Below are 26,028 nucleotides of genomic sequence, written 5' to 3' on the forward strand. Positions count from 1 at the left end.
TTGAATATCTTAGTGCCTGCAACAAGTGCGAATTTGGGCCCTGGTTTTGATGCTTTGGGGCTTAGTTTGAAGCTTTTTAATAGCGTGAAAATCGAGCCAGCAAAATTTAGCTCAGTGTCGATAAACGGCGAAGGCAGTGGAAGTGTAAATTTAAAGAGAAATAATATATTCTTAAGTATTTTTAATGAAATTTTTTTTGAGCTAACTGGTAAAAATGAAAATTTTAGAGTCGTTTTTGAAAATAATATCCCATTTTCAAGGGGACTTGGTAGTAGCTCCGCTGTGATCGTTGGAGCCATTGCTTCAGCGTACGAAATGGCTGGCTTTAAGGCAAGTAAAGAGACAGTTTTAAATAAAGCTATCATCTACGAAACCCATCCTGATAATATCTCGCCAGCAGTTCACGGCGGATTTATCAGTGCGATCGTAAAAAATGGCAATGTTTACGCAAATAAAATAAATTTATGTGACGAGATAAAAGCAGTAGTTGTCATCCCAAATAAGCCAATGAGTACATCCTCGTCAAGACAAATTTTACCAAAGAACTATACGATGAAAGAATGCGTAAATAACTTATCTCATGCCGCTTTTTTAACGTCTTGTTTTTATGAAAAAAAGTATGATCTCTTAAAAATAGCAAGCAAAGATTTGATGCATGAAGAGCGTAGAATGCACGCTTTAGAAGAACTTTTTGAAGTTAGAAAAGTAGCTTATGAAAATGGTGCTTTAATGAGTACGCTTTCAGGCTCAGGCTCAAGCTTTTTAAATATCGCTTACAAAGATGATGCTAAAAATTTACAAGATATTTTAAAGAGTAAATTTAGTGATTTTAGGGTTGAGGTTTTTTCATTTGATAACGATGGATACGAAATTACGCAAAGCTAAAAACAAGTTTAAAAAGATATAATGAACAAAAATAATCCTGTAAGGACATGTGTCGCTTGTAAAATTAAAATTTCTCAGAACTTGCTAAAAAGATACCGCTTAGTAGGTAAAAATTTAGAGCATGGCAAAGGAAATGGTCGTAGCTTTTATCTGTGCGACAAATGTATACAAAAAGATATAAAAATTTTAAAAAAAATAATTGATAAACAAACTAAAGGTGCTTTTATTTGTGATGCACCGAAGTTAAAGGAGATACTCTTAAATGAGCAATGTTAGGATTTCAGAGATCGCAAACGAGCTTGGCTATCCAAGTAAAGAGATAGTAGAAAAAGCTCAAGAGTTAGGATTAAAAGTCAAAACTCACTCAAATGCAGTTAGCCTTGAAGAGGCCGAAGCTATATATGAATATGTTCAAACTGGCGTGATACCAGATAAATTTAAAAAGAAAAAGAGTGAACCTAAACCAAAAAAAGAGCCTAAAAAAGAAGTAGAAAAAGAGTCAGTAAAAAAAGAAGAAAAACAAAAAAGTGAATCTAAAAAAGCTACTACTAAAACTGAGTCAAAGTCGGTAAAAGCTGAGACTAAGAAAGAGACACAAATTTTAGAAGAAAAACAAAAAATCGAGCCTAAAAAAGAAGAAATCAAAGTAGAGCAAAAACAAGTCGAAGCTCTAAGACCAAAAGAGAGCTTGGCTGATGTGACTCAAAAAAGACGTGGCCTTGTGATAGTAAAAAAGAAAAAAGATTATGAAACGCCAATTGCTACAAAAGAAGAGAAAAAGCCTGAACCAAGCATAGCTAATATAAGCGATTTTAAAAGTATGTTTTCATCAAGCGATGAAAATTTAGCTAAGAAAAAGAAAAAAGATAAAAAAGTAGTTGTTGCAAGTAAAAAGGATAGCGCCCAGAAGATGGATCTGCTTGGAGGAAGTGATTTTGGTGACATAGTGCTAGAAGATGAAGATGTAGTCGTTCTTCCTGATTTTAGTTTTAAAACTCCGGCACCAGCACCAGCTCAAAAGACAAAACAGCCAAATGTTATGAGAACTACGGTCAATAATACAATAAATTCTTTTGGCGAGGGCGGCATTCAAAGAAGAGCTAGAAAAAAACACAAAAAGCCTGAAAATAAACAAAACAACGAAGCTGTGACCTCTATAAATATTCCAAAAGAAATTCGTGTTTATGAATTTGCTGAGAAGCTAAACAAACAGCCAAGTGAGGTCATAGGCAAGCTTTTTATGCTTGGTATGATGACAACAAAAAATGACTTTTTAGATGAAGATGCGATTGAAATTTTAGCCGATGAGTTTAATGTAGAGGTTAATATCATCGATGATCAAAAAGAATTTGACTACGTAGCAGCCTATGAAGAAGAGATAAAAGACGATGAAAATCTCCAGCCAAGAGCACCAGTCATAACCATCATGGGTCACGTTGATCATGGTAAAACTTCATTGCTTGATTACATAAGAAAATCACGTGTAGCAGCAGGAGAGGCCGGTGGTATCACTCAGCATGTTGGTGCTTATATGGTAAATAAAAACGGCAAAAACATCACATTTATTGACACCCCAGGTCACGAAGCATTTACTGCTATGCGTGCAAGAGGTGCTGGTGTAACTGATATAGTTATCATTGTTGTTGCAGCAGATGATGGCGTAAAACCACAAACAAAAGAGGCGGTCAGCCACGCAAAAGCTGCTGGTGTACCAATAATCATCGCTATAAACAAAATGGATAAAGAGTCAGCAAATCCTGACCTAGTAAAGACTGGTCTTGCCGAGCTTGATATCATGCCAACAGAGTGGGGCGGAAAATATGAATTTGTGCCAATCTCTGCAAAAACAGGCATGGGTATAGATGATCTGCTTGAGATTGTACTTTTACAAGCTGATCTTTTAGAGCTAAAAGCAAATCCAAAGGCAAACGCAAAAGCAACTGTCATCGAGAGCTCACTTCAAAAAGGTCGTGGCCCAGTCGCTACTATTATCGTTGAAAATGGCACGCTTCATGTTGGAGATACTGTTGTAGCTGGTGTTGCATATGGAAAGATAAGAAGCTTGCTTGATGACCAAGGTAAGCCTTTGCAAGATATAAAACCAGGCGAATGCGGTGTTATAGTAGGTCTTAGCGAGATAGCAGAGGCAGGCGAGACATTAATAGGCGTAAAAACTGACAAAGAGGCTCGTGAATACGCGCAGAAAAAGGCTGAATATATCCGCCAAAAAGAGCTTAGCAAGAGCACAAAAGTTAGTATTGATGAGCTTAGTGCTAAGATCGCTGAGGGTGAGTTAAAGACGCTTCCAGTTATTATTAAAGCTGACGTTGGTGGCTCACTTGAGGCGCTAAAAGCAAGTCTAGAAAAACTAGCAAATGATGAGATCAGGGTAAATGTCATCCACTCAGGTGTTGGCGGCATCACGCAAAGCGATGTAGCACTTGCTAGTGCGAGCGAAGACTGTATAATCCTTGGTTTTAACATAAGACCAACTGGCGAGATAAAAGAAAAGGCAAAAGAGAGTGGCGTTGAAATTAAAACTTATAACGTTATTTATAATTTAATTGACGACGTGAAGGCAATTTTAGGTGGATTAATGTCACCGATAATTAGAGAAGAGCAGCTTGGTCAAGCTCAGGTTCGTCAAGTGATCCATGTGCCAAAAGTCGGTACTATCGCTGGATGTATCGTTACTGAAGGCACGATAAACAGAGGTGCAAAAATTCGCCTTATTAGAGAAGGTGTGGTCGTTTACGAGGGCTCGGTAAGCTCATTAAAACGCTTCAAAGATGACGTCAAAGAGGTTGCTAAAGGTTATGAGTGTGGCGTTGGTATCGAAAATTTCAACGATATTAGAGAAAATGACTATATCGAAAGCTTCAAAGAAGTCAAGGAGAAAGCTACTCTATGAACGCTAACGAGATAAAGCGTATGAGAACAGAGAGTGTGCTAAAAGAGCTCATCCCAGAGGCTTTAGCTACTCTTGAAGATAGCATTTTAAAGGGGCTTTGTGTCACTGATGTCGAGTGTAAAAAGGGCAGATACGACGCCTTTGTTTATCTTGATAAGATGGCTTTTGATGAGCGTGAACAAGAGTATATTTTGGGACATTTAAAGCGAGTTTGCAGACACTTGCAAAACCACTGCATGGCAGCTGAGGGCTGGTACAGATGCCCAAATTTTCACTTTAAATTTGATGATAGGTTAGAGTATCAAAACCATATGGATAAGTTGTTTGATAAAATTTCAAAGGATTTAAACAAAAATGGATAATTTAGACAAACTAGTACGCGAATGCGGTGTCGAGCTTTACGATAGCGAGATCGCAAATGAAAATGGTAGGGCTATTTTTAGAGTTTATATTATAAAAAATGGCGGAGTGAGCCTTGACGACTGTGAAAAAGTGAGCCGTCTGCTCTCACCTATCTTTGACGTGACACCGCCAGTTAGTGGGGATTATAACCTCGAAGTTAGTTCGCCTGGCCTTGAAAGAAAACTTAGTAAGCCATCTCACTTTAAAGCGAGCGTTGGCGAGCTTGTAAAAGTTCAAACTGAGACTGAGAAATTTGCAGGAAGGCTTGTAAAAGCAGACGAAGAGGGCATAGCAGTTGAAAACGAAGAGGGAATCTTTGAGATCAACATCAGTGAGATAAAAAAAGCAAAAACATATTTGGAGTGGTAAATGCTAAGCGACATAGAGATAACTCACCAAACGAAACTAGAACACATCAGTAAAGTTGCCGCAAGACTAGGTTTAGACGAAGACGAGCTCGAGCTTTATGGAAAATTTAAGGCTAAAATTTCTCCTAGACTTGAGCCGTCAAACTCAAAGCTCATCTTAGTCACTGCGACTAATCCAACTCCGTATGGCGAGGGTAAAACGACTATGTCTATCGGCTTAGCCGATGCGCTAAATTCACTTAATAAAAAGGTTTGCCTAGCGCTTCGTGAGCCATCTCTTGGGCCAGTTTTTGGCATAAAGGGTGGAGCAGCAGGTGGCGGCTACTCACAGCTTGCGCCGATGGAGGATCTAAATTTACACTTCACTGGCGATTTTCACGCGATAACATCGGCAAATAACCTGATTTCAGCGATGATAGATAATAGCCTTTATCAAGAAAACCCACTAAAAATAGAGAAAATTTTATGGAAGCGCTGTATGGATATGAACGACCGCGCGCTTAGATTTATCACTGTGGGTCAGGGCGGTAGAACAGATGGCGTGCCAAGAGAAGATGGCTTTAATATCACCGCTGCAAGCGAGATCATGGCTGTGCTTTGTCTAGCTACGAGCCTTTCTGATCTAAAAGAGCGTGTGGCAAATATCATGGTTGCCTACGATAGCGATAAAAAGCCTATCTACGTGCGTGATCTAGGCTGCGAAGACGCTGTTTGTATACTTTTAAAAGATGCGATCAAGCCAAATTTATTTCAAACGCTTGAGCACACACCTACGCTCGTGCATGGTGGTCCATTTGCAAACATCGCGCACGGCTGCAACTCAGTCATCGCAACAAAAACAGCTCTAAATTTAGCTGACTACGTCATCACTGAAGCTGGCTTTGGCTCTGAGCTTGGTGCGGAGAAATTTTTAGATATAAAATGTAGGGTTGCTGGCATCAAACCAAGTGCTGTAGTGCTTGTAAGTACGATAAGATCGCTAAAATATAATGGCGAAGCAAACAAAGATGAGATTACAAAACCAGATATGAACGCTCTTAAAAAAGGTATCGAAAACCTTGGCGGACACATCGAAAATTTAAAAGTCAAATTTGGTCAAAATGTAGTTGTGGCGCTTAATAAATTTGGATTTGACACCGATGAAGAGATAAATTTCGTAAAAGAGTACTGCCGTGAGCTTGGCGTAGAAGTGGCAGTTTGTGAGAATTTCTTAAAAGGTGGCAAAGGTGCGGTTGAGCTAGCTGAACTAGTTTTAAAAGCATGCGATAAGCCAAGTAAGATAAATTTCACCTACGAGATGAGCGATGATACGAAAACTAAGATAGAAAAGGTCGCTAAAGAAATTTACGGAGCTGGTGAGGTGGTCTTTGAAGAGGCCGCTCTTAAAAAGATCGAGATGATAAAAGAGCTAAATTTGAGCCATTTGCCAGTTTGTATCGCAAAAACTCAGTATTCATTTAGTGACGATGCGAAGCTTTTGGGCAGAGCAAAGGGCTTTACATTTAGCGTAAAAGACCTTGACATTAGAACTGGAGCTGGCTTTATCGTAGCAGTTTGCGGTAAGATCATGCTAATGCCAGGACTTCCAAAAGTGCCAGCTGCGGTCAATATGAAGATAGACGCAGAGGGCAAGATCGACGGCTTGTCGTAAATTTGGAGAAATATGAAATTTGTAAAAATACTCTTTTTAATAGTTTTAGGTGTTTTCTTTGTTGGATGCGCAGGAAGATATAAATATAATGTTGAGCCAACGCCGATACAAAAAGGCGTGGCTAAATATATTGTTAGTGATTTTAACCTAACATTGACAAATCAACCAACTAGATACGAGCACAACACTAACTATAAAAATGAAAGCGAACTTCGTGATGAGTTTGTGGAATTTATAAACAAACATCTAAAAGAGCAGGGCATTTTAGGGGACGAAAATAGCTTCAAGATAAAAATACAAATGGACTATGAAAGATGGTTTAACTGGGGTGGCAAGGTATTAAACAAGCCACACTTTCGCTATAGCGTGAAAATTTATGATAACGCTGATAGGCTTTTGGTCTCTTACGCTATACCACTCTCTACAACGAAATATAGCTATTTTAAAGAGATCGCTGTTTTGGCAGAGATTGCTGCTTTTAGGTGGGACGTGGAGGATGAGCCGACCGATATTGACTTGATCTCAAAAACTCTTGTTGATGAGATAAAAGATATAGGAAAATAAATATAGTCTGCTAAGATGAACGACGAATTTTACATGGATCTTGCATTAAGCGAGGCTTGGAAATTTCAAATATTAACCTATCCAAATCCAGCCGTTGGGTGTCTTGTCCTTGATGAAAATGGACAAATTTTATCTTGTAAGGCTCATGAAAAGGCTGGGTATTTACATGCAGAGCCAACGGCGATACTATTTGCGCTTTGCAGGAAAAGTAAAAATTTCCAAGATAAATTTCTAAAAGCATATAATGAAAAATTTTTCTTAAATTTAAAGCCCATTGATCTTGAAGAACAGCCTTTAGAGCCAAAATTTACCTACGAATTTATACTAAAAAACCACTCAAATTTACTAAAAAATGCAAAAACTTATGTCACACTTGAGCCTTGCTCACATCATGGTAAAACGCCACCTTGCACAAATTTACTAAAAGAGCTTGGCTTTAGTGAGGTGATAATAGGCAGCCACGATGAAAACAAAATAGCAAGTGGCGGCGCAAGTTTACTGCAAAGTTCTGGCATGAGGGTGAAATTTGGCGTTTTAAAAGGGCGTTGTGACAAGCTACTTGAGCCATTTTTGGCATATCAAAATGGTGGATTTAGTTTTTTAAAAATAGCTCTTAGTAAAAATGGCGTGGCAAGTGGCGGTATCATCACAAATGAACTTAGCCGCACGCATGTCCATAAACTAAGATGCATCATAGATACGCTAGTGATCGGTGGCAATACAGTGCGAACAGACCGGCCAAAGCTTGACAGCAGGTTGGTGGGCAGCGGTAAAAATCCAGACGTTATAATCTACTCAAGAAGTGATAAATTTGATGAAACGATACCGCTTTTTAGTGTGCCATATCGCAAAGTGAGCGTGCAAAAAGAGCTAAATTTAAAAGGGCTTACTATGTTTGAAGGTGCTGGTGAGTTTTTAAAACTTGCAAAAGATGGCAAACTGGCAAACGTAAAATGGCTACTTATCTATCAAAGCTCAAATTTTAAGGATGGTAAAAATTTAAGCCTTGATCTAAATTTAAAGCCACTATTTAGTGGGAATTTTGGAAACGATAGCTACACTTGGTATGAAATTTTGGATTAAATATCTAAGCCAAAATAGTGCTTAACTAAAAAGCCAATACCAAATGAAATGATCGCAACACCAAAAGTTATCACACACATCTCAATTACTCTTGGTAAAAATTTAAGCTCTTTTGCCACGCTTATGTAAAAGTTGTAAGTGATAATGGCAACAAAGGCAAAGAAAAACATCGACAAGACAGCGTAAAGACCACTTGAAAAGATGAAAAATGGAAGTATCAAAAACGCCGTTGTTATGATGTACGAACCACCTGTATAGAGCGAATAGGTAAGCGGTTTGATCTCGTCGCTTGGATTTTCTTTTGACTCAAGATATGCTGACCCTGCCATGGAAAGTGCAGCTGCAATGCCCATGATAAGGCCCGTCGCACCAACTGATTTTGTATTTGAAAAAGCGAGTGCGATGCCACTTAGCGTGCCAGTTAGCTCAACTAATGCGTCATTCATACCAAGAACGATACCACCGGCATTGACTAGTTTTGTATCTTTTAGCATAGAGATTAAATTGTTTTCATGATTTACTTCTTCTTCATAAATATCTCTAGCTTCAGGATACTCATCAACGATACCAAGATAAAATTGCTCTGCGTCTTCTTCGCGTGACTCCATAAATTTTAAAGTAAAAGATGTACCAAAAATTTTAACAAGTATCGTATAGAAGATGACTTTGAATAAATTTGCAGTTCTGCTCTCGCCTGTTATCTTTTGACAAAAAGCATAATGTCGTTTTTCTTCAGTGATTAATTTACGAAGTATTTTTTTATTCTCTTCATTTTTTTCACTAGCTTCAAGTAGTGTATAAATAGCTGTATCATCTGCTTCGTTTTGTAGCTGTTTTAAAGCACGCTTTTTATCTAGCATAAATTCCCCTTTTTTAAATTTTGTAAGATTTTGAATTTTGAAGTGTAAGATTAGATGGTGCGATCAGCGAGACTCGAACTCGCACACCTAGTGGCACTACCCCCTCAAGATAGCGTGTCTACCAATTCCACCATGATCGCAAAAAGAGTAAAAGCCCCAAAGGGGCTAAATTTAAGCTTTACGCTTAGCCAAGCATTGGGTTTGCGTAAAGAACGATAAGTGTAATAACTAGTGCGTAGATAACTTGTGCTTCGATCATCGCAAGAGCGATAAACATTGTAGTCATAAGTTTGCTACCTACACCTGGGTTTCTAGCTGTTCCGCTGATAGTCGCAGCAGCTGTGTTTCCCATACCTATAGCACCGCCAAGAGCTGCAAGGCCAAGGCCGATACCGCCAGCGATAACTGAATATGATTTGATCATCTCGCCATCAGCGCCAAATGCGAATGCAGCAAGACCAAGAATTAAAAACACGATCTTTTTCATCGTTGCTCCTTTAAAATTTTAAAGCTCTTTCGGATCTGCCCCCTACTAAAACTTTATAAGCCGCAATATTACAAAAATAAAACTTTGTTTCAAATAAAAACACTAAAAATTTAAATTGCCTATAAAAAATTCTTGGCTTAGAAAAATAAAAGTTTTTTTATGTTATCTTTGAAAAAATTAATTTATTCTTAATCTCAGGTAATCAATGATAAATGAAAAATTTTCAAAAATAGGCTTTGTTCTTGCGATGGCTGGTTCTGCTGTTGGACTTGGTAATGCATGGAAATTTCCAACAATGGTGGGAAACAACGGCGGTTCAGCGTTTATAGTTTTATATTTGCTTCTTACGTTTGCTATCGCTTTTGTAGCGTTTTTAGCAGAGCTTAGCATTGGTAAGCTTGGTGAGAGTGACGTTGTAAGCTCCATTTATAAACTTGCTCCAAAACACAAAAAAATATGGTCTTTTTCAGGCTTTTTTATGATAGGAGCGATACTTATTGCTTCGTTTTATATGGTTGTCATTGGCTGGATATTAAAGTATATTTATCTTGGCTTTTCGCCACTTTTAAGCAATCAAGAAGAGGCAGCCCAGCAGTTTAATACGCTTTTATCAAATGATTTAAGTAGCGCTATTGTTTGCTTTAGCTTGGTCTTTTTGATGGTATTTTTTGCTGTTTCAAAAGGTGTGAAAAGTGGCATTGAAAAGCTAAATATCTGGATGATGCCGGGCCTTTTTATACTGCTTGTTTGTATACTTTTTTATGCAATTAGTATGGGTGATGGTTTTGTTAAGGCGGCTAAATTTTTATTTGTACCAAATTTTAGCGCGATCACGCCAGATGTTGTTTTGCAAGCTCTTGGACTTGCATTCTTCTCGCTATCTATGGGTGTTGGTGTAATACCGACATACGCTGCAAATTTACCAGAGCGTACAAATTTAATAAAATCAACGCTTTCTATCATCTTTATAAACATATTAATAGGCGTTATGATGGGACTTGTGGTCTTTACATTTATATTTGCTTATGGAGCTGATAGTACGGCAAGTGGACCAGGGCTTATTTTTATCTCACTTGTTACACTTTTTGCAAAGCTTGGGATAGTTGGCAATATTATGGCCATCGCATTTTTTGTTTCACTTTTATTTGCTGGTGTTACAAGTGCTGTTTCGATGATTGAACCATTTGCTTATTATTTGGTTAGAAAATTTGAAATTTCACGCAAAATGGCTCTTGTTTATATTGGAATTTTTGTCTATATTTTAGGCCTTTTTTGTATTTTTTCATATTATGCGCAGACGGCTAATATTTTTAGTGTTTTTGGTAAGCCAGTCTTTGATGCACTTGATTTTCTTACTTCAAATATAATGATGCCAATAGGCGCCATAATTTTTAGTTTTTTTGTTGGCTATAAACTTAAAAAAGAGAGCCTATATCTACTCTTTGGCGAATTTATGGGAAAAGTATTTTTTGAAATTTGGTACTTCACTCTAAGATATATCGTGCCAATTGCAATTTGTGCCATCATGATCTATCAAATAGCAGGTAAATGATGGATAGATTTAGTAAAGTTGGTTTTGTTCTTTCTATCATTGGAGCGGCTATTGGCCTTGGTAATGCATGGAAATTTCCATATATGGTCGGTAGTAACGGTGGTTCAGCATTTATTCTTATATATCTATTTTTTGCTTTTGTTGTTGGACTTAGTATATTTTTTGCTGAGATGGCAATGGGTAAAATTTCACGCCTTGATACGGTTGGGGCATTTAAATGTCTAGCTACAAAGGGGGCAAATTCCTGGAAATTTGCCGGTATTGTGATGGTGACAGGGATATTCATCGCATCTTTTTATACGCTCATTATCGGCTGGGTTTTAAAATACGCTATCTTAAGTCTTGGTGAGCTTCCAAAAGATATGGCAAGCTCAGAAGCGCTTTTTGTAAATTTTACTTCAAATGGTGCATGGGAGCAAATTTTATATTTTAGCATCGCTTTTTTTGCATACTTTTTTATACTTACAAAAGGTATAAAAAGTGGAATAGAGCGTATAAATGTATATCTTATTCCGACACTTTTTATTTTACTTTTGCTTATGCTCGGCTACTCTTTTGGTATGAATGGATTTGATGAGGCGGCTAAATTTTTACTAGTACCAGACTTTTCAAAGATAGATCAAGGCGCTATCTTAAATGCTCTTGGGTTAGCTTTTTTTACGATGTGTATTGGCATTGGCTGCATTTTAACTTACTCATCAAGCCTAGGCAATGATACAAATTTATTCACTTCATCACTTTATGTAGTCTTTGCAAATATAATTATTAGCGTAATTATAGGGCTTATAGTTTTTACATTCACCTATGAATTTGGCTCAGAGCCATCAAAGGGTGCAGGGTTAGCATTTATCTCGCTTCCAACGCTTTTTGCAAAGCTTGGTTTGCTTGGAAATTTCTTAGCTTTTGCATTTTTTACATCTTTATTTTTTGCTGGTATAACATCGGTTATTTCACTAGTTGAACCATTTATATTTTTCTTAAATAAAAGCTTGGGACTTAGTAGAAATAGATCAATTATTATTGTTGGTGCCGTAGTTTATCTTTTGGGAATTTTATGCGCATTAAGCGGTATTGGCGATTTTAAGGAGTCACTTACATTTTTTGGTAAGAGCTTTTTTGATTTGCTTGATTATATTAGCTCAAACATTATGCTACCACTTGGTGGCATTATATTTGCTATTTTTGTTGGATACTTTATAAAATTTGAGCTTTTAAAAGAGCTATTCTTGCCTTATATGGGTGAGATTGTTTTTAAAATTTGGTATTTTTTAATAAGGTTTGTAGCACCAATTCTAGTTTTTGTGGTGCTAGTAAGGGAGATTGCATAATGGCAAAAGAACAGTTTTCTAAAATAGGTTATGTTTTAGCAGTTGCAGGGTCAGCTGTTGGACTTGGCAATGCATGGAAATTTCCATATATGGTTGGTGAAAATGGTGGATCGGCATTTGTTATTTTATATCTTTTGATAACGTTTTTAGTTGGCATACCTATCTTTATGGCAGAGCTAAGTATTGGCAAGCTTAGCGAAAGCGATAGTGTAAATGCCTTTAGAAAGTTGGCGAATAAAAATAAAAATTTATGGCAACTAGTTGGAATTTTAGCTATGGTAACCGCAGCTATAATCTCATCTTATTATATTGTGATCATCGGCTGGGTCTTTAAGTATTTCACACTATCTTTTACCGGTCTTCCAAACGATATAGAAAGTTCAAAAGTAATATTTAACGAGCTTCTTACGCATGGTCTTGGCGAGCAGACGCTTTATTTTGTTATAGCATTTGTAGCTTGCTTTTTTATCCTTTCAAAAGGTGTGAAAAGTGGCATTGAAAAGCTAAATGTTTGGATGATGCCAAGCCTATTTATCATGGTTTTAATTATGCTTATATTTTCTATGACAATGAATGGCTTTACAAAATCTGCTGAGTTTTTACTTGTTCCCGACTTTAGTAAAATTTCATTTAACTCGCTCTTGCTTGCTCTTGGGCTTGCTTTTTGGACACTATCTCTTGGTATGGCAGCGATCATTACATATTCAGCTAGCCTAAGCGATGATACAAATTTAGCCACTTCTACACTAAGTATCGTTTTTATAAACATCGTCTTAGCCATCATGATGGGTCTTGTTATCTTTACATTTATATTTGAATTTGGCGCAGAGCCGTCTCAAGGACCAGGACTTGTCTTTATCTCGCTTCCAACGCTCTTTGCTAAGCTTGGCGTGATAGGTCAAATTTTAGCTGTAGCATTTTTTGCTGCACTTATCTTTGCTGGCATTACTTCAGCCATCTCTATCGTAGAGCCGTTTGTATTTTTCTTGATCAGAGAGTATGGCATTAGCAGGATAAAAGCTCTTAGTATAGTTGGAGCTGGTGTTTTTGTTTTAGGATTTTTATGTCTTTTATCAAATATAGAAAATGTTGGCGACAAATTTATGCTCTTTGGTAAAAATTTCTTTGATTTTCTTGACTTTACCGCTTCAAATGTTCTGCTTCCAATTAGTGGTATTGGTGGAGCGATATTTGTTGGATATTTTATGAAAAGAGAGGCACTTTATGTGCTATTTAGTCCATATATGAGCGACTTTGTATTTAGTGCATGGTATTTTTTATTAAGATATGTGGCGCCAGTTTGCGTCTTTATCATTATGATAAATAAATTGTTTTTTTAAGGGTTGTTTATGCAAAAAGTTGAGAAATTTTTTGATAAGGTTGGCGATATAGTCGGCTATATTTGCATGTTTGTTATGGCTTTGATGATAATAGACGTCTTTTTTAACGTTGTGGCAAGATATTTTTTCTCTTATGGAAATGTTGCATTTCAGGAGCTTGAGTGGCATTTTTTTGCTGTGATATTTTTGCTTGGTATGAGCTATGCATTAAAAGAAGATGCGCACGTTAGAGTTGATATCTTTTATGCTAAATTTTCACCAAAAAATAAAGCTCTTGTAAATATGATAGGAACTGTTATTTTTGTAATCCCATTTGCACTTTTAGTTTCAAATTTATCGTTTGAATTTGTGAGTGATGCTTATACTTCAGCTGAAGCTAGTGCAGATCCAGGCGGTCTTACTCACAGATGGATCATAAAAGCACTTATTCCTTTTTCTTTTTATCTGCTTGTATTTTTTGCGATTGGCTTTTTTATAAGAAATTTTAATCTTTACAAAAAAGCTAAAAAGGGGGAATAATGGCTGGTTTGATAATGTTTATAGCTGCGCTTTTGATGCTAGGCATTGGCTTTCCAGTAGCCTTTACCTTTGGTGCGGTTTCGATGATATTTGGAATGATTGGTAGTATTGTTGAGAGCATTGGAGACGGAGATGGTCTGCTTGGAAGTATCGAAGTTTTCAAAGATATGTTTAACTTCATGCCTTATAGAATTTTCTCTATCATGGAGAGTAGAATTTTTATAGCAGTTCCACTTTTTGTCTTTATGGGCGTTGTTCTTCAAAAGTCAAAACTAGCTGAGAGGCTACTTGAGAGCATGGGTATGCTTTTTGGAGAAATTCGCGGAGGCATTGCTATTAGCACTATCTTGGTTGGAGCACTTCTTGCAGCTTCAACTGGTGTTGTTGGTGCAAGTGTCGTTGCAATGGGCGTTATAAGCTTGCCTGTCATGCTAAAGTATAAATACGACCAAGCGCTAGGTTGTGGCACTATATGTGCCGCTGGTACTCTTGGACAGATCATTCCACCTTCTATCGTGCTGATTATCTTGGGTGATATATTTTCAGTGCCAGTTGGTGAGCTTTTTCATCAAGCCATCATCCCAGGACTCACACTAGTAGCAGTTTATATCATTTATATTTTGATTGTTGCTTATTTGAAACCAGATACTGCACCGGTAGTAAAAGATGAGAGCGGTGTTAGTAAATTTAAGCAGATCATGAGAGCACTAATCGCTATCTTTCCACCGCTTTTACTGGTTATTTGCGTATTGGGTTCTATATTTGCAGGTATCGCTACACCAACTGAAAGTTCAGCTTTTGGCTGCGTCGGAGCCATTATTTTAGCTATTTTTTATAGGACATTTTCATTTTCTATGATAAAAGAGGCATTGGCTGAAAGCGTAAAAACCACAGCACTTGTCTTTGCCATACTTGTTGGTGCGACAGCCTTTTCTATGGTATTTAGTTACACTGGTGGCGATGAGATTGTTGAAAAATTTATGACAAATTTGCCAGGCGAGAAGTGGGGCTTTATCATTTTTAGTATGGTTGTCATCTTTGTGCTTGGCTTTTTTATCGACTTTGTTGAAATTTCATACATTGTGCTTCCTATCTTGGTGCCAATAGCCGCAAAGCTTGGTATAAATCCAATTTATCTAGCAATCTTAGTTGCTATGAATTTACAAACTTCATTTTTGACGCCGCCATTTGGATTTAGCTTATTTTTCCTAAGATCAGTCGCACCAGCTGAGATAAAAACGACTGCTATTTATAAAGGTGTTGTGCCTTATATTTTTATTCAGCTTGCTGTACTTGTATTTTTCTGCGTCTTTCTAATGGAATTAAAGCCAATGCTTGATGCGAGCCACGGCGGATTATTAAACTTCTTACTCTCGCTTTTTAAATGATATAAAAGTTTTTGGTTGTAAAATACCAAAAAACAAGCAAAATGGCTAATTCGAGTTTCTAATCAATTTAGCCATTTTCTATGAATTCTTTAAATAAATTTATAAAATTAATGAGGTGGGTGATGGCGAAGAAATTTATCGATGTTATGGATACGACCTTTAGAGATGGCTTTCAGTCAGTTTATGGCGCCAGAGTGCTTATGAACGATTTTTTGCCTGCGCTTAAAGCGGCCAAAGAGGCTGGCATAGAGCATTTTGAATTTGGCGGAGGAGCGAGATTTCAAAGCCTTTATTTTTACCTAAATGAAGACGCTTTTGCGATGATGGATAAATTTAGAAGCATCGTAGGACCAAAAGCAAATCTTCAAACCCTAAGCAGGGGCGTAAATACCGTTACACTTGATACTGGTAGCCGCGAGCTAATCGACCTTCACGCAAAGCTTTTCAAAAAACACGGAACCACCACCATTAGAAATTTTGACGCACTAAATGACGTTGAAAATTTAAAATATTCAGGCGAGAGGATCGCTCATCACGGATTAAAACACGAAGTTGTTGTTACGATGATGGATCTACCTAGTGGCTGTGTGGGAGCTCATGATGTTAAATTTTATGAGAAAATTTTAAGAGAAATTTTAGATGCAAATATCCCTTATCACAGCGTTTGCTTTAAAGACGCAAGTGGCACAAGCAGCCCACAAAAGGTCTATGAAACCATAAAAATGGCTAGAAAGCTGCTGCCAGAGAAAACTCACATCAGACTTCACACTCATGAAACCGCAGGCGTAAGTGTGGCTTGCTATCTTGCAGCGCTTGAAGCTGGCGTTGATGGCATAGATCTAGCCGCAAGCCCAGTAAGTGGTGGTACAAGTCAGCCAGATATCTTAACTATGCTTCACGCAGTAAAAGGCAAAAACTACGATCTTGGCGGACTTGACGTGGAGAAAATTTTAAAATATGAAAGCGTTTTGAATGATTGCTTAAAAGAGTATTTCTTACCACCTGAGGCCGTGCAAGTAAGCCCACTCATACCATTTTCGCCGATGCCTGGTGGCGCACTCACTGCAAATACCCAGATGATGAGAGATAACAACATCTTAGATAAATTCCCAGAGGTCATCCTTGCGATGCGTGAAGTGGTGCAAAAGGGTGGATACGGTACTTCAGTGACCCCGGTTAGTCAGTTTTACTTCCAACAAGCATTTAATAATGTGATGTTTGGCAAGTGGAAAAAGATCGCCGAGGGATACGGCAAAATGGTGCTTGGCTACTTTGGCAAGACCCCAGTTACGCCTGATAAAGAGATCATTAAGCTTGCAAGCGAGCAACTAGGGCTAAAACCAACTACAAAACACGCAGTTGATATAGCTGATAAAGATGAGAGTAAGTCGCTTGCTCATGTAAAAGAAATTCTAAAGCAAAACAATATAAAAACTACCGAAGAAAATATATTTATAGCAGCAGCTTGTAAAGAAAAAGGCATCGCGTTCTTAAAAGGCGAAGCTAAAGTAAATGTAAGAAAGATCGATCCAAATGCCAAGGCAAATGAGGGCAGACAAACTCAAAGCGGCAGATATAGTGTCGTCGTAAATGGCAGCCGATACAATGTCGAAGTAAGCGAAGGCTTTAACGATAGCATCCAAGTAAAATCAATCACTGAAGTTGAAGGTAAGAGCGTAAAAAGTGCCAAAAGTGCAGTAGCAGGCGCAACAGAAAATGACATCGTTGCTAGCTTACCGGGTGCTGTGCATAAAATTTTAGTGAGTCCTGGCGATCAAGTCAAAAAAGGGCAAGCTGTAGTCATGCTTGAAGCAATGAAGATGGAGATAGAGGTCAAAGCCCCAAAAGATGGTGTGATAGGCTCTATTGAAGTTAGCAAAGGTCAAAGCGTCGCGAACAATCAAGTGGTGGCTAAATTTAAATAAATTTGCCACTTTTAAAAAGATAGTGTTAAGCGAAATTTGATTAACATTTTGATGACTTTTAGGTCAGAATTTATAAAGAAATGAAAATTTTAAAAGGAAACAACATGATAAATAAGCTAGATGAGCTAGGTCTAAAAGAGATCAAAAAGATAAATCACAATCTAAGCTATGATGAGCTTTTTGAGCTTGAAAAGGCAAACAACGAAGGCAGGGGTTCAAGCAACGGTACATTTATGGTTGATACGGGAATTTTTACTGGAAGAAGCCCAAAAGATAAGTACTTTGTAAAACAAGATCCGAGTCAAAAGTATATCGCTTGGGGTAAGATAAATCAGCCTATCACAAAAGAGCTTTTTGACAAGCTTCTTAAAAAAGCAAAAGAGCAGCTAAGCGGCAAGGAAATTTTTATCCAAGACGCATTTTGTGGAGCTAGCAAAAAGAGCCAAAAATCAGTCCGTTTTGTCACTGAAGTAGCGTGGCAAGCGCATTTTGTAAAAAATATGTTCATCCGCCCAAGCAAGGCAGAGCTAGCTAAATTTGAGCCTGATTTTGTAGTATATAACGCTTGTAAGACAAAAAATGATGATTACAAGGCTGATGGGCTACATTCAGAGGTCTTTGTCATCTTTAACGTCGAAGAAAATGTTGCAGTAATAGGTGGTACATGGTACGGTGGTGAGATGAAAAAGGGCATTTTTTCTATGATGAACTACTGGTTGCCACTTGAAGGTAAACTAAGTATGCACTGCTCTGCAAACGTAGGTGAGAAGGGTGATACAGCGCTATTTTTTGGCCTATCAGGTACCGGCAAAACTACACTTTCAACTGATCCAAAACGTAAGCTAATAGGCGATGACGAGCACGGCTGGGACGATGATGGCGTGTTTAACTTTGAGGGTGGCTGCTACGCAAAATGTATCAACCTTGATCCAAGTAGTGAGCCAGAAATTTACGCAGCGATCAGGCGTGACGCGCTACTTGAAAATGTTGTAGCTGACGAAAATGGCGTGGTTGATTACAAAGATGGCTCAAAGACTGAAAATACACGCGTGAGCTATCCGATCTATCACATCGACAACTATGAACCAAGCTCAAGTGCCGGCCATCCAAAAAATATCATCTTTTTAAGTGCTGATGCTTTTGGCGTGCTTCCCCCAGTTGCAAAGCTTACAAAAGAGCAGGCGATGTATTATTTCCTAAGTGGCTATACAGCAAAAGTTGCTGGCACAGAGCGCGGTATAACTGAGCCAGTCGCTACTTTTAGTGCTTGCTTTGGCGAGCCATTTATGCCACTTCACCCAACTGTTTATGCAAAACTACTAGGCGAGAAGATCGATAAACACGGCGTTAATGTCTATCTTGTAAATACAGGCTGGAGCGGTGGTGCTTACGGCGTTGGCAAGCGTATGAGCATAAAAGCAACTCGTGCTTGCATAAATGCGATCCTTGATGGCAGCATCACAAAATGCGAATTTGAAAATTTTGATAAATTTAACTTCGCTATCCCAAAAGAGCTTGATGGTGTCGAGACAAAACTGCTAAATCCAATAAACACATGGACAAATCCGGCTGAGTATAACGCTTCACGCGATAAACTTGCTAAAATGTTTGTTGAAAATTTCAAACGTTACGAAGATGTAAAAGAGGGCGTTGAGTACGCTAAAGCTGGTCCAAAAGCTTAATTTGTATAGCCTTGCAAAGCTTCTTGCAAGGCTAGTCTTTTTATTTGATATTTTTGATATGACTAAATTTAAAGTATCTCTCTTCTAAATTCCAATCTCAAGTGTTACATTTGTAAATTTATTCTAGTAAGTAACAAAATATTAGATATTGCCAAATATATTAGTTACTAATAAAATTTTTCTATTACACTTAGCCTCTAGTTTTTCTTTTTGTGCTTGAACCAGTTATCAAATATCATTTATTGCGATGCTGTTTTTAAAATTTTTATAGGTTTGAGGAGGAGATAGATCGCATAAATTTAGGGTAAAAAGAAAAAATAAGGGCAAAGTTGCCCTTATAGTTATAAATGTATATTATGAGTGAAAGTGAAATTTCTCTGGATGATCTAGTGCGTATCTAAATTTATCCATATCGACTTTTTTATCCCAGATAGAAACTATCATGCAACCAACAGCGTTACCGCAGAGATTACCAACTGCACGCATTTCTGACATAAATTTATCAACGCCAAGTAGCACAGCCACGGTGACGACTGGTATGCCAGTGCTCGGAAGTGCGCTTAACGTGCCAGCAAGTACGACAAAGCCTGATCCTGTCACACCAACTGCGCCTTTACTTGTGATCATTAGTACGATTAGTATACTTATTAGATGCTCAAAGCTTAGCGGGATATTAAATGCTTGAGCTAGGAAGATAACGCTTAAGCTTAGATAGATGTTGGTGCAGTCAAGGTTAAATGAGTAACCAGTTGGAATGATAAGACCAACAGCACCTCTATTTATACCAGCTGATTCTAGCTTTTGCATAAGTGGCGCAAGAGCTGTTTCGCTCGAGCTTGTCGCAAAGACTACCAATACCTCTTTTGAAATAAAGCGCATAAATTTAAAGACATTGATTTTTGCAAAATAGCAAATAACGCCAAGTACCACAAAGATAAAAAAGCAGCTTGCAAGTGCCATAACAATCAAAAGTTCCATCATGCCAAGAAGCGTTCCGATACCAAATTTGCCGATTAGATAAGCCATAGCTGAAAATGCAGCCACTGGGCTAAAGAGCATAAGCCAGCTAAGAAGTTTTAAGACATAGTGCTGAATAAATTCAAGTGGCTTTAGGCAAGCTTGTTTTTTATCATGAGCTAGCAGCGAAAGTACGATGGCAACGATAATAGCCATGAAAAGTACTTGAAGTGTGTTTGATTTTATAAATGGATCAAGTATATGCACGTAAGGAAAAATGTCATCTACTGGCACTGCACCTCTTAAAAGATGAAGTGTATGTGCTACAAATCCGCTATTTGCGTCCATATTTGCAGCTTGAGATGTAAATTTAGCTACGCTTGAGGCATCAAGCTGAGTGTAGTCAAGATTCATGCCATGTCCTGGACGAAGTGTCTCACCAAAGATGATACCAACAGCAAGCGCAAGTGTGCTAACTATCTCAAAATAGATAAATGCCTTTAATCCAATAGATCCAAGATCTTTTAAACTCTCAAGCCCAACGATACCTGAAACGATCGTTAAAAAGATGATAGGGCCGATTAAAATTTTAAGTGCTTTTATAAAATAATCAATACCTGGTTTGCTTGCTATACCAAGCTCAGGTGCAACCATGCCAACGATAACGCCACCAACAATACCGATCACAACCCAAAAGGCAAGATTGGTAAATAATCTTACAGCAAGATTTCCTTGCTTTTTAGCATTATTCATAAATTTTCCCCTTTATAGGCTTTCTCTGATCTTAGCAGAGATAATCTTATCGCCTTGTCTTATAGCGTCAAGCACCTTTAGGCTCTCATCATCAACGCATTTTCCAAAGACTGTATGCACGCCGTCAAGATGAGGTTGTTTGCTGTGACAGATGAAAAACTGTGATCCGCCAGTATCACGCCCTGCATGAGCCATACTTAGGCTACCGCGCTCGTGCTTTACCCCTTGCTTATCGCATTCGCATTTTATTCTCCAGCCAGGGCCGCCTGTACCTGTGCCATTTGGACAACCGCCTTGGATGACAAAATTTGGTATAACTCTGTGAAAATTTAGACCATTATAAAAGCCTGATTTTATCAAATGGACAAAATTTGCGACAGCTTGTGGAGCTTCCTCGGCAAAAAGTTCAAGTCTGATCTCGCCTTTGTCTGTCTCTAAAACTGCAAATTTATCTTTTTTAAGCTCATCTAAATTTATGTCATAAACTTTTAATTCATCAAAACGCATGTATTTCCTTTTTATTCGATATTTGTATAAACTGCTTGAACGTCATCATCGTCTTCTAGCTTATCAAGAAGTCTCTCAACCTCAAGCATTTGCTCTTCGTCTAAATTTACAGCTTGGTTTGGTAGGTACTGAAGTGAAGCTTTTTTAACCACTAAATTTAGCTTCTCTATGCCCTCGTGAAGTGTGCCAAAATTTGCATAATCACCGTATACAAATAGCGTCTCATCGTCAGCCTCTATATCGCTTAGACCATAATCTATCAGCTCAAGCTCGATCTCTTCAATGTCTGCGCTTGGTTTTTCAAGCTCAAAAACGCTCTTTCTTGTAAACATAAAGCTAAGGCTGCCACTTGGTAAAATTTCTCCACCATTTTTGCTAAATATCGCTTTAACATTGGCAACCGTTCTTGTTGGATTGTCGGTCGCACACTCAACGATGATTTGCACGCCGTGAGCTGCTTTGCCGTCATAAAAAATAGTCTTAATATCGGCGCTATCTTTGCCATTTGCTCTTTTTATAGCTGCATCGATGTTATCTTTTGGCATATTTTCAGCTTTTGCCGCTGCGATAGCTGCGCGAAGTTTAGGGTTCATATCTGGATCACAACCACCATCTTTTGCGGCTACTGTTATAGCTTTTGCAAGTTTTGGAAATACCTTGCTCATCTTATCCCATCTAGCTTCTTTTGCGGCTCTTCGGTACTCAAATGCTCGTCCCATAAATATCCTTAAATAAATTTTTTACGGATTATAACTAAAAAAATTTTATACTTTTTTAAAACATTTTTAGTTTGCCAGCCAAAGCGCCTAATTTGTAAATTTAAAAAAATATTTGGTAAAAATTTAAGCTAAAGGCATATAATCAAGCCATGATAAAAAATGCTCAAAAACAAGATGCAAAAATCTGCATAAAACTACTAAATTTAGCGATGGAAGATATCGCCTACAAGCTAAGTGGTTACGATGATCCTATTAAAAGTAATGAAATTTTAGAAATTTTTTTCAAAAGTGAGACAAATAGACTAAGCTATAAAAATGTCTTTGTTTATAAACATAATGAGGAAATTATCGCTGCTATGTGTGTATATTTTGGTGGCGACGCGGAACAACTTGATATAGAAATTTTGCAGCATTTAAAGGCGCTTGGCAAAGACGCCCAGGTAGAAAAAGAGTGTTTTGATGATGAGTTTTATATAGATAGTATCGCTGTTGATGAAAATTTTAGAGGCCAAGGGCTTGCAAAAGAGCTCATAAGGTATTCATTTGTCAAGGCAAAAGAACTAGGGCATAAAAAGGTTTCATTAATAGTAGATACAAATAAGCCAAAAGTTCGTAAATTTTACGAGAGTTTGGGCTTTAAATTTAATGTCAAGAAAATTGTAAATTTACATGAATACGACCATATGATAAAGGAGATAATATGAAAACATTTGAAGCAAACAATATCCACTGCCAAAACTGCGCAAACACTATAAAAAACGCACTTGAAGATGACTTTGGCAAGATAGAAGTTGATCTTAGCAAAGAGCCAAGACAAGTTAGGGTTGATCTTAAAGATAGTGAAGTTGAAAAATTTAAATCTGAAATGGCTGATCTTGGATTTGACGTTATAAAGGAGCTTTGATATGCCTTTAAAAGTCAAGCTAAATATAGCGGGAATGAGCTGCGTAAATTGCTCAAACGCTATCGAGAAAGTTTCTAAAAAGATAGATGGGGTGCTTGAAGCAAATGTAAATTTTGCAAATGCAAGCGGCGAATTTGTCCTAAAAGACGCTAGCGTGCGTGAAGTTTTAGAGCAAAAGATAAAGAAGCTTGGCTATTTTGTGGCGACAAATATTGATGAATTTGAAGCCAAAAGAGACGAGCATATAACTGCGATCAGAAATAAATTTATATTTGCATTTCTAGCGAGCATGGTCATCATGGCGCTTGAGATGTTTGTAAGGCCTAGCGTGGTTGTAAATTTAGCCATTTTAGCGCTTGGCTTTTTGGTGCTAGCTTTTAGTGGCAAAGACTTCTTTGCTCACGCCATAGAGGCTGTTAAAAACAAAAACTACGATATGAACGTGCTTGTAGCTCTTGGAAGCGGCAGTGCATTTTTATACTCGCTTTTTGTTGTGATCTTTTCAGATTTCATCCCAGATGATCTAAAAAATGTCTATGTCTCGGGCGCAGCGATGATAATAGCCTTTGTTTTGCTAGGTAAGTATCTTGAAGAGCGCTCAAAGGCAAAGGCAGGCGACTACCTAAAGACGCTACTTAAAATTTCGCCAAAGACCGCCTTTTTGGTCATGCCAGATGGACATAGTAAAGAGGTAAATGTAAATGAGCTAAAAGTAGGCGACATCGTTATCGTAAAAAATGGCTACAACATTCCAAGTGATGGCGTGATAGTTCAAGGTGGCGCTGAGATAGATGCTTCTATGCTTACAGGAGAGAGCTTGCCAGTTTATAAAGAGGTGGGAGATGGCGTATTTGCCGGTACTCTAAACACAAATGGCTACATAAGCGTAAAGGTGACAAAGAGCTCTTACGAGAGCTTGCTATCTCAAATTTTAAACCTACTAAGCGACGCTAGCTCTAAAAAGATGCCTATCGGACGGCTGGCTGACAAGATAGCAAACATCTTTGTGCCAAGTGTCGTGGCGATCTCAGTTCTTACATTTTTAATATGGATAATTTTTAGTGGAAATTTCGCCTATGCGATCTCTAGCGCGATCTGCGTGCTTATCATCTCATGCCCATGCGCACTAGGACTTGCCACGCCAATAGCAATAGTAAGCGCGCTTGCACGTGGTGCAAAAGCTGGAATTTTAGTAAAAAATCCAGAAGTTTTAGAGCTAATAAAGGATGCTAAATTCGCAGCATTTGACAAAACAGGCACACTTAGTAAAGGACAAATCAGCGTCAAAAGCTTAAATTTAAGCGAGCAAGATTTAGCTCTTATCGCTTCTGCTGAAAATTTAAGTGAGCATCTCATCTCAAAAGCTATCGTTAGATATGCAAAGCAAAAATGTATAGATTTACAAAAGCTAAATGGAAAATTTCAAAATGTTGTCGGGCAAGGCATCATCTATGAGGATGAGAATAATCAGATAATAATCGGAAACGAAAAGCTGCTTTTGGCAAATGAAGTAAGTTTAAATCCGGATGAAAGTAACGCTATAAAAGAGGCTACAAACGATGGAAGCGGCGTCATACTTTGTACTATAAATAAAAAATTTGTTGGTTTTTTAACGCTTAGTGATGAGCTAAAAGACGAGGCAAGCGATGTTATAAACGAGCTTACAAGTCTAAATTTACAAAGTGTGATCCTTTCAGGCGATGATGAGAAAGTAGTTGCAAGCATCGCTAAGAAGCTAAATGTGAGTAAATATCACGCAAATATGCTGCCTGAAGATAAATTTAATGAGATAAAAGAGCTTACAAATCATGGTGGCGTTATCTTTGTTGGAGATGGCGTAAACGACTCACCATCACTTAAAGAAGCAAGTGTTGGTATCGCTATGAACTCGGGCTCAGATATAGCAAAAGGTGCTGGAGATATCGTGCTTATTAAAAATGATTTGCGTGGAGTGACTGGACTAGTTAGATTAGCAAATGCTACTATGGCAAACATAAAAGAAAATTTATTTTGGGCGTTTATGTATAACGCGATTTGTATCCCGGTGGCTGCAGGCGTGCTCTACCCTATCTTTGGTCTACTTTTAAGCCCAGTTTATGGCTCAATGGCGATGTGTCTTAGCTCTGTTACTGTCGTTTTAAACGCACTTAGACTTAGATATCTACGACTTAAGGATTAAAATTTGAAACTTGGAGAACTTTATAGCGTTGTAGCGGCTGCGCTTGCTGCAAATTTTAGTGGCATTTTGGATGTTTCTTCTTTTATGCGTATCAAAAAGACAAATGCGTGGATAACGCAGACTAATAGCGAAGCAAATAAAAAAGGCAATGAGCTTTATGCCAAATTTATCAAAGATGAAAGTAGTGCTGCTTTATGTGACGATTTTGTCATTTTAAAGTCAAAATTTGAGGCAAGTTACTATTTTTCGTCTGCAAAAGATGATCTAGCTCAATTTTATAAGGCTATAAATTTTCAGCCAAAAATGGGCGAGGTTGATAGCATCTCAAATCAGCTAATTTTATTAGCAAATATCTTAAAAAGTGAAGCATCTAAGGAGTCTATGAAGCTTCTTGCAGCTTTTAGTGTCTCATTTTTCTTGCCTTATGCTAAACAGCTTTCAAAAGATATCCAAAAAGACGCAACTAGCAATTTTTATAAATCAATGGGATATTTTTTAGAGGATTTTTGCCTAGTTTTAGAAACTATTATTGGTAAGGCTTAGTTTTAAGCCTGTGCCATTTCTATCATTTGAGTTTTAATACTTAAAATGTTATTTTGAATGGCTGACTGCTCTAAATTTAAGTAATGAAGCATTTGCATAGAGTTACGATCTTTTAGGCTTTGGATGCTTGAAATTTGATGCGAAATATCTAGCTTTTGATCTTGTAATTTTTCTAAGTCTTTTTGTAACTGTATGGCACTTACTTTATTAATAATTATAGAGGAAATTTTAGCATCTTCTCTTTGTTCTACATGTACTTCATTGCTTCTAACAATATCTTTCTTGTCATAGCCGGAAGATACTAGTATGCTTGTTTTTGAGCTATTTGAAGAGATAGATGTATAGCCATCATGATAGAAAATATTTGAGTTCATATTTGCGTCTATTTGCATATCATCCTTCCTCTTATAGATTATTTTTATTTTAAACTATATTCAATAGAAAATTAAAATAGTTTTTAAAAAGTTATATTTTGAATTATATTTCTATATCCTTAAAGATAAATTATATTTATAACTTTT

At 37.5% G+C, this 26,028-nt stretch carries 25 protein-coding genes and 1 tRNA gene; 19 read left to right on the plus strand and 7 right to left on the minus strand.

What is annotated here, in order from left to right; all coding sequences use genetic code 11:
* Genes thrB through ribD form a run of 8 tightly spaced genes read left to right on the plus strand, consistent with a single transcriptional unit; the run spans nucleotide 1 to nucleotide 7,864 of the window.
* Entirely contained in the window at nucleotides 1-885 is an 885-nt protein-coding gene (gene thrB, locus B9N66_RS02060) for a homoserine kinase (protein ID WP_087579682.1), read from the plus strand.
* Nucleotides 886-906: 21 nt separating this feature from the next.
* Nucleotides 907-1,161: a hypothetical protein gene (locus B9N66_RS02065; RefSeq protein ID WP_035167247.1), complete on the plus strand. Its 255-nt coding sequence runs from the start codon at nucleotides 907-909 to the stop codon at nucleotides 1,159-1,161.
* Nucleotides 1,148-3,796: a translation initiation factor IF-2 gene (gene infB / locus B9N66_RS02070; protein WP_087579683.1), complete on the plus strand. Its 2,649-nt coding sequence runs from the start codon at nucleotides 1,148-1,150 to the stop codon at nucleotides 3,794-3,796. Before B9N66_RS02065 ends, infB begins: the two co-directional genes overlap by 14 nt.
* Entirely contained in the window at nucleotides 3,793-4,158 is a 366-nt protein-coding gene (rbfA, locus tag B9N66_RS02075) for a 30S ribosome-binding factor RbfA (RefSeq protein WP_021090755.1), read from the plus strand. The genes infB and rbfA overlap by 4 nt, the downstream gene beginning before the upstream one ends.
* Complete coding sequence (rimP, locus tag B9N66_RS02080) at nucleotides 4,151-4,567, plus strand: ribosome maturation factor RimP (protein WP_087579684.1); 417 nt, start codon at nucleotides 4,151-4,153, stop codon at nucleotides 4,565-4,567. Before rbfA ends, rimP begins: the two co-directional genes overlap by 8 nt.
* Complete coding sequence (locus B9N66_RS02085; RefSeq protein ID WP_087579685.1) at nucleotides 4,568-6,217, plus strand: formate--tetrahydrofolate ligase; 1,650 nt, start codon at nucleotides 4,568-4,570, stop codon at nucleotides 6,215-6,217.
* Between the two features lie 12 nt (nucleotides 6,218-6,229).
* A complete protein-coding gene (locus tag B9N66_RS02090; RefSeq protein WP_087579686.1) occupies nucleotides 6,230-6,781 on the plus strand; it encodes a hypothetical protein in 552 nt (183 codons plus the stop codon).
* Nucleotides 6,782-6,796: 15 nt separating this feature from the next.
* Nucleotides 6,797-7,864 (plus strand): bifunctional diaminohydroxyphosphoribosylaminopyrimidine deaminase/5-amino-6-(5-phosphoribosylamino)uracil reductase RibD, encoded by a 1,068-nt coding sequence (ribD, locus tag B9N66_RS02095; RefSeq protein WP_087579687.1) that lies wholly within the window; start codon nucleotides 6,797-6,799, stop codon nucleotides 7,862-7,864.
* Here ribD and B9N66_RS02100 read toward each other — a convergent pair.
* The 3 genes from B9N66_RS02100 to B9N66_RS02110 form a co-directional block, all read right to left on the minus strand.
* A complete protein-coding gene (locus B9N66_RS02100) occupies nucleotides 7,861-8,724 on the minus strand; it encodes a VIT1/CCC1 transporter family protein (RefSeq protein WP_087579688.1) in 864 nt (287 codons plus the stop codon). The two genes, ribD and B9N66_RS02100, sit on opposite strands and share 4 nt — an antisense overlap.
* A gap of 55 nt (nucleotides 8,725-8,779) precedes the next feature.
* Nucleotides 8,780-8,864 (minus strand) — tRNA-Leu (locus B9N66_RS02105).
* Between the two features lie 44 nt (nucleotides 8,865-8,908).
* Nucleotides 8,909-9,211 carry a F0F1 ATP synthase subunit C gene (locus B9N66_RS02110; RefSeq protein ID WP_087579689.1) on the minus strand — a complete coding sequence of 101 codons (303 nt, stop codon included), beginning with the start codon at nucleotides 9,209-9,211 and terminating at the stop codon, nucleotides 8,909-8,911.
* A 205-nt stretch (nucleotides 9,212-9,416) separates the two neighbouring features.
* Here B9N66_RS02110 and B9N66_RS02115 point away from each other — a divergent pair, with 205 nt between their 5' ends.
* The 7 genes from B9N66_RS02115 (at nucleotide 9,417) to pckA (ending at nucleotide 18,945) form a co-directional block, all read left to right on the plus strand.
* On the plus strand, nucleotides 9,417-10,763 hold the full coding sequence (locus tag B9N66_RS02115; RefSeq protein WP_087579690.1) for a sodium-dependent transporter: 1,347 nt from the start codon (nucleotides 9,417-9,419) through the stop codon (nucleotides 10,761-10,763).
* Nucleotides 10,760-12,091 carry a sodium-dependent transporter gene (locus B9N66_RS02120; protein ID WP_087579691.1) on the plus strand — a complete coding sequence of 444 codons (1,332 nt, stop codon included), beginning with the start codon at nucleotides 10,760-10,762 and terminating at the stop codon, nucleotides 12,089-12,091. Before B9N66_RS02115 ends, B9N66_RS02120 begins: the two co-directional genes overlap by 4 nt.
* Complete coding sequence (locus B9N66_RS02125; protein WP_021090462.1) at nucleotides 12,091-13,431, plus strand: sodium-dependent transporter; 1,341 nt, start codon at nucleotides 12,091-12,093, stop codon at nucleotides 13,429-13,431. The genes B9N66_RS02120 and B9N66_RS02125 overlap by 1 nt, the downstream gene beginning before the upstream one ends.
* A 9-nt stretch (nucleotides 13,432-13,440) precedes the next feature.
* The gene (locus tag B9N66_RS02130) at nucleotides 13,441-13,950 is read left to right on the plus strand and encodes a TRAP transporter small permease subunit (RefSeq protein ID WP_087579692.1); all 510 of its coding nucleotides are present in this window, start codon (nucleotides 13,441-13,443) and stop codon (nucleotides 13,948-13,950) included.
* Nucleotides 13,950-15,338 (plus strand): TRAP transporter large permease, encoded by a 1,389-nt coding sequence (locus B9N66_RS02135; RefSeq protein ID WP_054196248.1) that lies wholly within the window; start codon nucleotides 13,950-13,952, stop codon nucleotides 15,336-15,338. The genes B9N66_RS02130 and B9N66_RS02135 overlap by 1 nt, the downstream gene beginning before the upstream one ends.
* A gap of 122 nt (nucleotides 15,339-15,460) precedes the next feature.
* The gene (locus B9N66_RS02140; RefSeq protein ID WP_087579693.1) at nucleotides 15,461-17,263 is read left to right on the plus strand and encodes a biotin/lipoyl-containing protein; all 1,803 of its coding nucleotides are present in this window, start codon (nucleotides 15,461-15,463) and stop codon (nucleotides 17,261-17,263) included.
* A 107-nt stretch (nucleotides 17,264-17,370) separates the two neighbouring features.
* Complete coding sequence (pckA, locus tag B9N66_RS02145; protein ID WP_180382058.1) at nucleotides 17,371-18,945, plus strand: phosphoenolpyruvate carboxykinase (ATP); 1,575 nt, start codon at nucleotides 17,371-17,373, stop codon at nucleotides 18,943-18,945.
* Between the two features lie 354 nt (nucleotides 18,946-19,299).
* Here the strand turns inward: pckA and B9N66_RS02150 are convergent, their stop codons facing one another.
* From B9N66_RS02150 to B9N66_RS02160, 3 genes are read right to left on the minus strand one after another with little or no spacing between them, the layout of a single operon-like run.
* Nucleotides 19,300-20,655: a cation:dicarboxylate symporter family transporter gene (locus B9N66_RS02150; RefSeq protein ID WP_087579695.1), complete on the minus strand. Its 1,356-nt coding sequence runs from the start codon at nucleotides 20,653-20,655 to the stop codon at nucleotides 19,300-19,302.
* A gap of 12 nt (nucleotides 20,656-20,667) precedes the next feature.
* Nucleotides 20,668-21,162, minus strand: coding sequence for a peptidylprolyl isomerase (locus B9N66_RS02155; RefSeq protein ID WP_087579696.1), 495 nt, complete (start codon nucleotides 21,160-21,162; stop codon nucleotides 20,668-20,670).
* Between the two features lie 11 nt (nucleotides 21,163-21,173).
* Nucleotides 21,174-21,881 (minus strand): YebC/PmpR family DNA-binding transcriptional regulator, encoded by a 708-nt coding sequence (locus B9N66_RS02160; RefSeq protein ID WP_087579697.1) that lies wholly within the window; start codon nucleotides 21,879-21,881, stop codon nucleotides 21,174-21,176.
* A gap of 149 nt (nucleotides 21,882-22,030) precedes the next feature.
* Between B9N66_RS02160 and B9N66_RS02165 the strand changes: the two genes are divergently transcribed.
* Genes B9N66_RS02165 through B9N66_RS02180 form a run of 4 tightly spaced genes read left to right on the plus strand, consistent with a single transcriptional unit; the run spans nucleotide 22,031 to nucleotide 25,507 of the window.
* Nucleotides 22,031-22,585: a GNAT family N-acetyltransferase gene (locus B9N66_RS02165; protein ID WP_087579698.1), complete on the plus strand. Its 555-nt coding sequence runs from the start codon at nucleotides 22,031-22,033 to the stop codon at nucleotides 22,583-22,585.
* Nucleotides 22,582-22,785, plus strand: coding sequence for a heavy-metal-associated domain-containing protein (locus tag B9N66_RS02170; protein WP_087579699.1), 204 nt, complete (start codon nucleotides 22,582-22,584; stop codon nucleotides 22,783-22,785). The genes B9N66_RS02165 and B9N66_RS02170 overlap by 4 nt, the downstream gene beginning before the upstream one ends.
* 1 nt (nucleotide 22,786) lies before the next feature.
* Complete coding sequence (locus B9N66_RS02175; protein WP_087579700.1) at nucleotides 22,787-24,964, plus strand: heavy metal translocating P-type ATPase; 2,178 nt, start codon at nucleotides 22,787-22,789, stop codon at nucleotides 24,962-24,964.
* Between the two features lie 3 nt (nucleotides 24,965-24,967).
* Nucleotides 24,968-25,507: an oxidoreductase gene (locus B9N66_RS02180; RefSeq protein ID WP_087579701.1), complete on the plus strand. Its 540-nt coding sequence runs from the start codon at nucleotides 24,968-24,970 to the stop codon at nucleotides 25,505-25,507.
* A 2-nt stretch (nucleotides 25,508-25,509) separates the two neighbouring features.
* Here B9N66_RS02180 and B9N66_RS02185 read toward each other — a convergent pair whose 3' ends face one another.
* Entirely contained in the window at nucleotides 25,510-25,899 is a 390-nt protein-coding gene (locus B9N66_RS02185) for a hypothetical protein (protein WP_087579702.1), read from the minus strand.
* Nucleotides 25,900-26,028 lie beyond the last annotated feature (129 nt).

The organism is Campylobacter concisus (assembly GCF_002165775.1).
Lineage (GTDB): Bacteria > Campylobacterota > Campylobacteria > Campylobacterales > Campylobacteraceae > Campylobacter_A > Campylobacter_A concisus_E.

What these genes read in the sequence shown, in the direction of transcription:
- B9N66_RS02065 (WP_035167247.1), top strand. Translation starts at nt 907, where the DNA reads ATGAACAAAAATAATCCTGTAAGGACATGTGTCGCTTGTAAAATTAAA.
- infB (WP_087579683.1), top strand. Translation starts at nt 1,148, where the DNA reads ATGAGCAATGTTAGGATTTCAGAGATCGCAAACGAGCTTGGCTATCCA.
- rbfA (WP_021090755.1), top strand. Translation starts at nt 3,793, where the DNA reads ATGAACGCTAACGAGATAAAGCGTATGAGAACAGAGAGTGTGCTAAAA.
- rimP (WP_087579684.1), top strand. Translation starts at nt 4,151, where the DNA reads ATGGATAATTTAGACAAACTAGTACGCGAATGCGGTGTCGAGCTTTAC.
- B9N66_RS02085 (WP_087579685.1), top strand. Translation starts at nt 4,568, where the DNA reads ATGCTAAGCGACATAGAGATAACTCACCAAACGAAACTAGAACACATC.
- B9N66_RS02090 (WP_087579686.1), top strand. Translation starts at nt 6,230, where the DNA reads ATGAAATTTGTAAAAATACTCTTTTTAATAGTTTTAGGTGTTTTCTTT.
- ribD (WP_087579687.1), top strand. Translation starts at nt 6,797, where the DNA reads ATGAACGACGAATTTTACATGGATCTTGCATTAAGCGAGGCTTGGAAA.
- B9N66_RS02100 (WP_087579688.1), bottom strand. Translation starts at nt 8,724, where the DNA reads ATGCTAGATAAAAAGCGTGCTTTAAAACAGCTACAAAACGAAGCAGAT.
- B9N66_RS02110 (WP_087579689.1), bottom strand. Translation starts at nt 9,211, where the DNA reads ATGAAAAAGATCGTGTTTTTAATTCTTGGTCTTGCTGCATTCGCATTT.
- B9N66_RS02115 (WP_087579690.1), top strand. Translation starts at nt 9,417, where the DNA reads ATGATAAATGAAAAATTTTCAAAAATAGGCTTTGTTCTTGCGATGGCT.
- B9N66_RS02120 (WP_087579691.1), top strand. Translation starts at nt 10,760, where the DNA reads ATGATGGATAGATTTAGTAAAGTTGGTTTTGTTCTTTCTATCATTGGA.
- B9N66_RS02125 (WP_021090462.1), top strand. Translation starts at nt 12,091, where the DNA reads ATGGCAAAAGAACAGTTTTCTAAAATAGGTTATGTTTTAGCAGTTGCA.
- B9N66_RS02130 (WP_087579692.1), top strand. Translation starts at nt 13,441, where the DNA reads ATGCAAAAAGTTGAGAAATTTTTTGATAAGGTTGGCGATATAGTCGGC.
- B9N66_RS02135 (WP_054196248.1), top strand. Translation starts at nt 13,950, where the DNA reads ATGGCTGGTTTGATAATGTTTATAGCTGCGCTTTTGATGCTAGGCATT.
- B9N66_RS02140 (WP_087579693.1), top strand. Translation starts at nt 15,461, where the DNA reads ATGGCGAAGAAATTTATCGATGTTATGGATACGACCTTTAGAGATGGC.
- B9N66_RS02150 (WP_087579695.1), bottom strand. Translation starts at nt 20,655, where the DNA reads ATGAATAATGCTAAAAAGCAAGGAAATCTTGCTGTAAGATTATTTACC.
- B9N66_RS02155 (WP_087579696.1), bottom strand. Translation starts at nt 21,162, where the DNA reads ATGCGTTTTGATGAATTAAAAGTTTATGACATAAATTTAGATGAGCTT.
- B9N66_RS02160 (WP_087579697.1), bottom strand. Translation starts at nt 21,881, where the DNA reads ATGGGACGAGCATTTGAGTACCGAAGAGCCGCAAAAGAAGCTAGATGG.
- B9N66_RS02165 (WP_087579698.1), top strand. Translation starts at nt 22,031, where the DNA reads ATGATAAAAAATGCTCAAAAACAAGATGCAAAAATCTGCATAAAACTA.
- B9N66_RS02170 (WP_087579699.1), top strand. Translation starts at nt 22,582, where the DNA reads ATGAAAACATTTGAAGCAAACAATATCCACTGCCAAAACTGCGCAAAC.
- B9N66_RS02175 (WP_087579700.1), top strand. Translation starts at nt 22,787, where the DNA reads ATGCCTTTAAAAGTCAAGCTAAATATAGCGGGAATGAGCTGCGTAAAT.
- B9N66_RS02185 (WP_087579702.1), bottom strand. Translation starts at nt 25,899, where the DNA reads ATGCAAATAGACGCAAATATGAACTCAAATATTTTCTATCATGATGGC.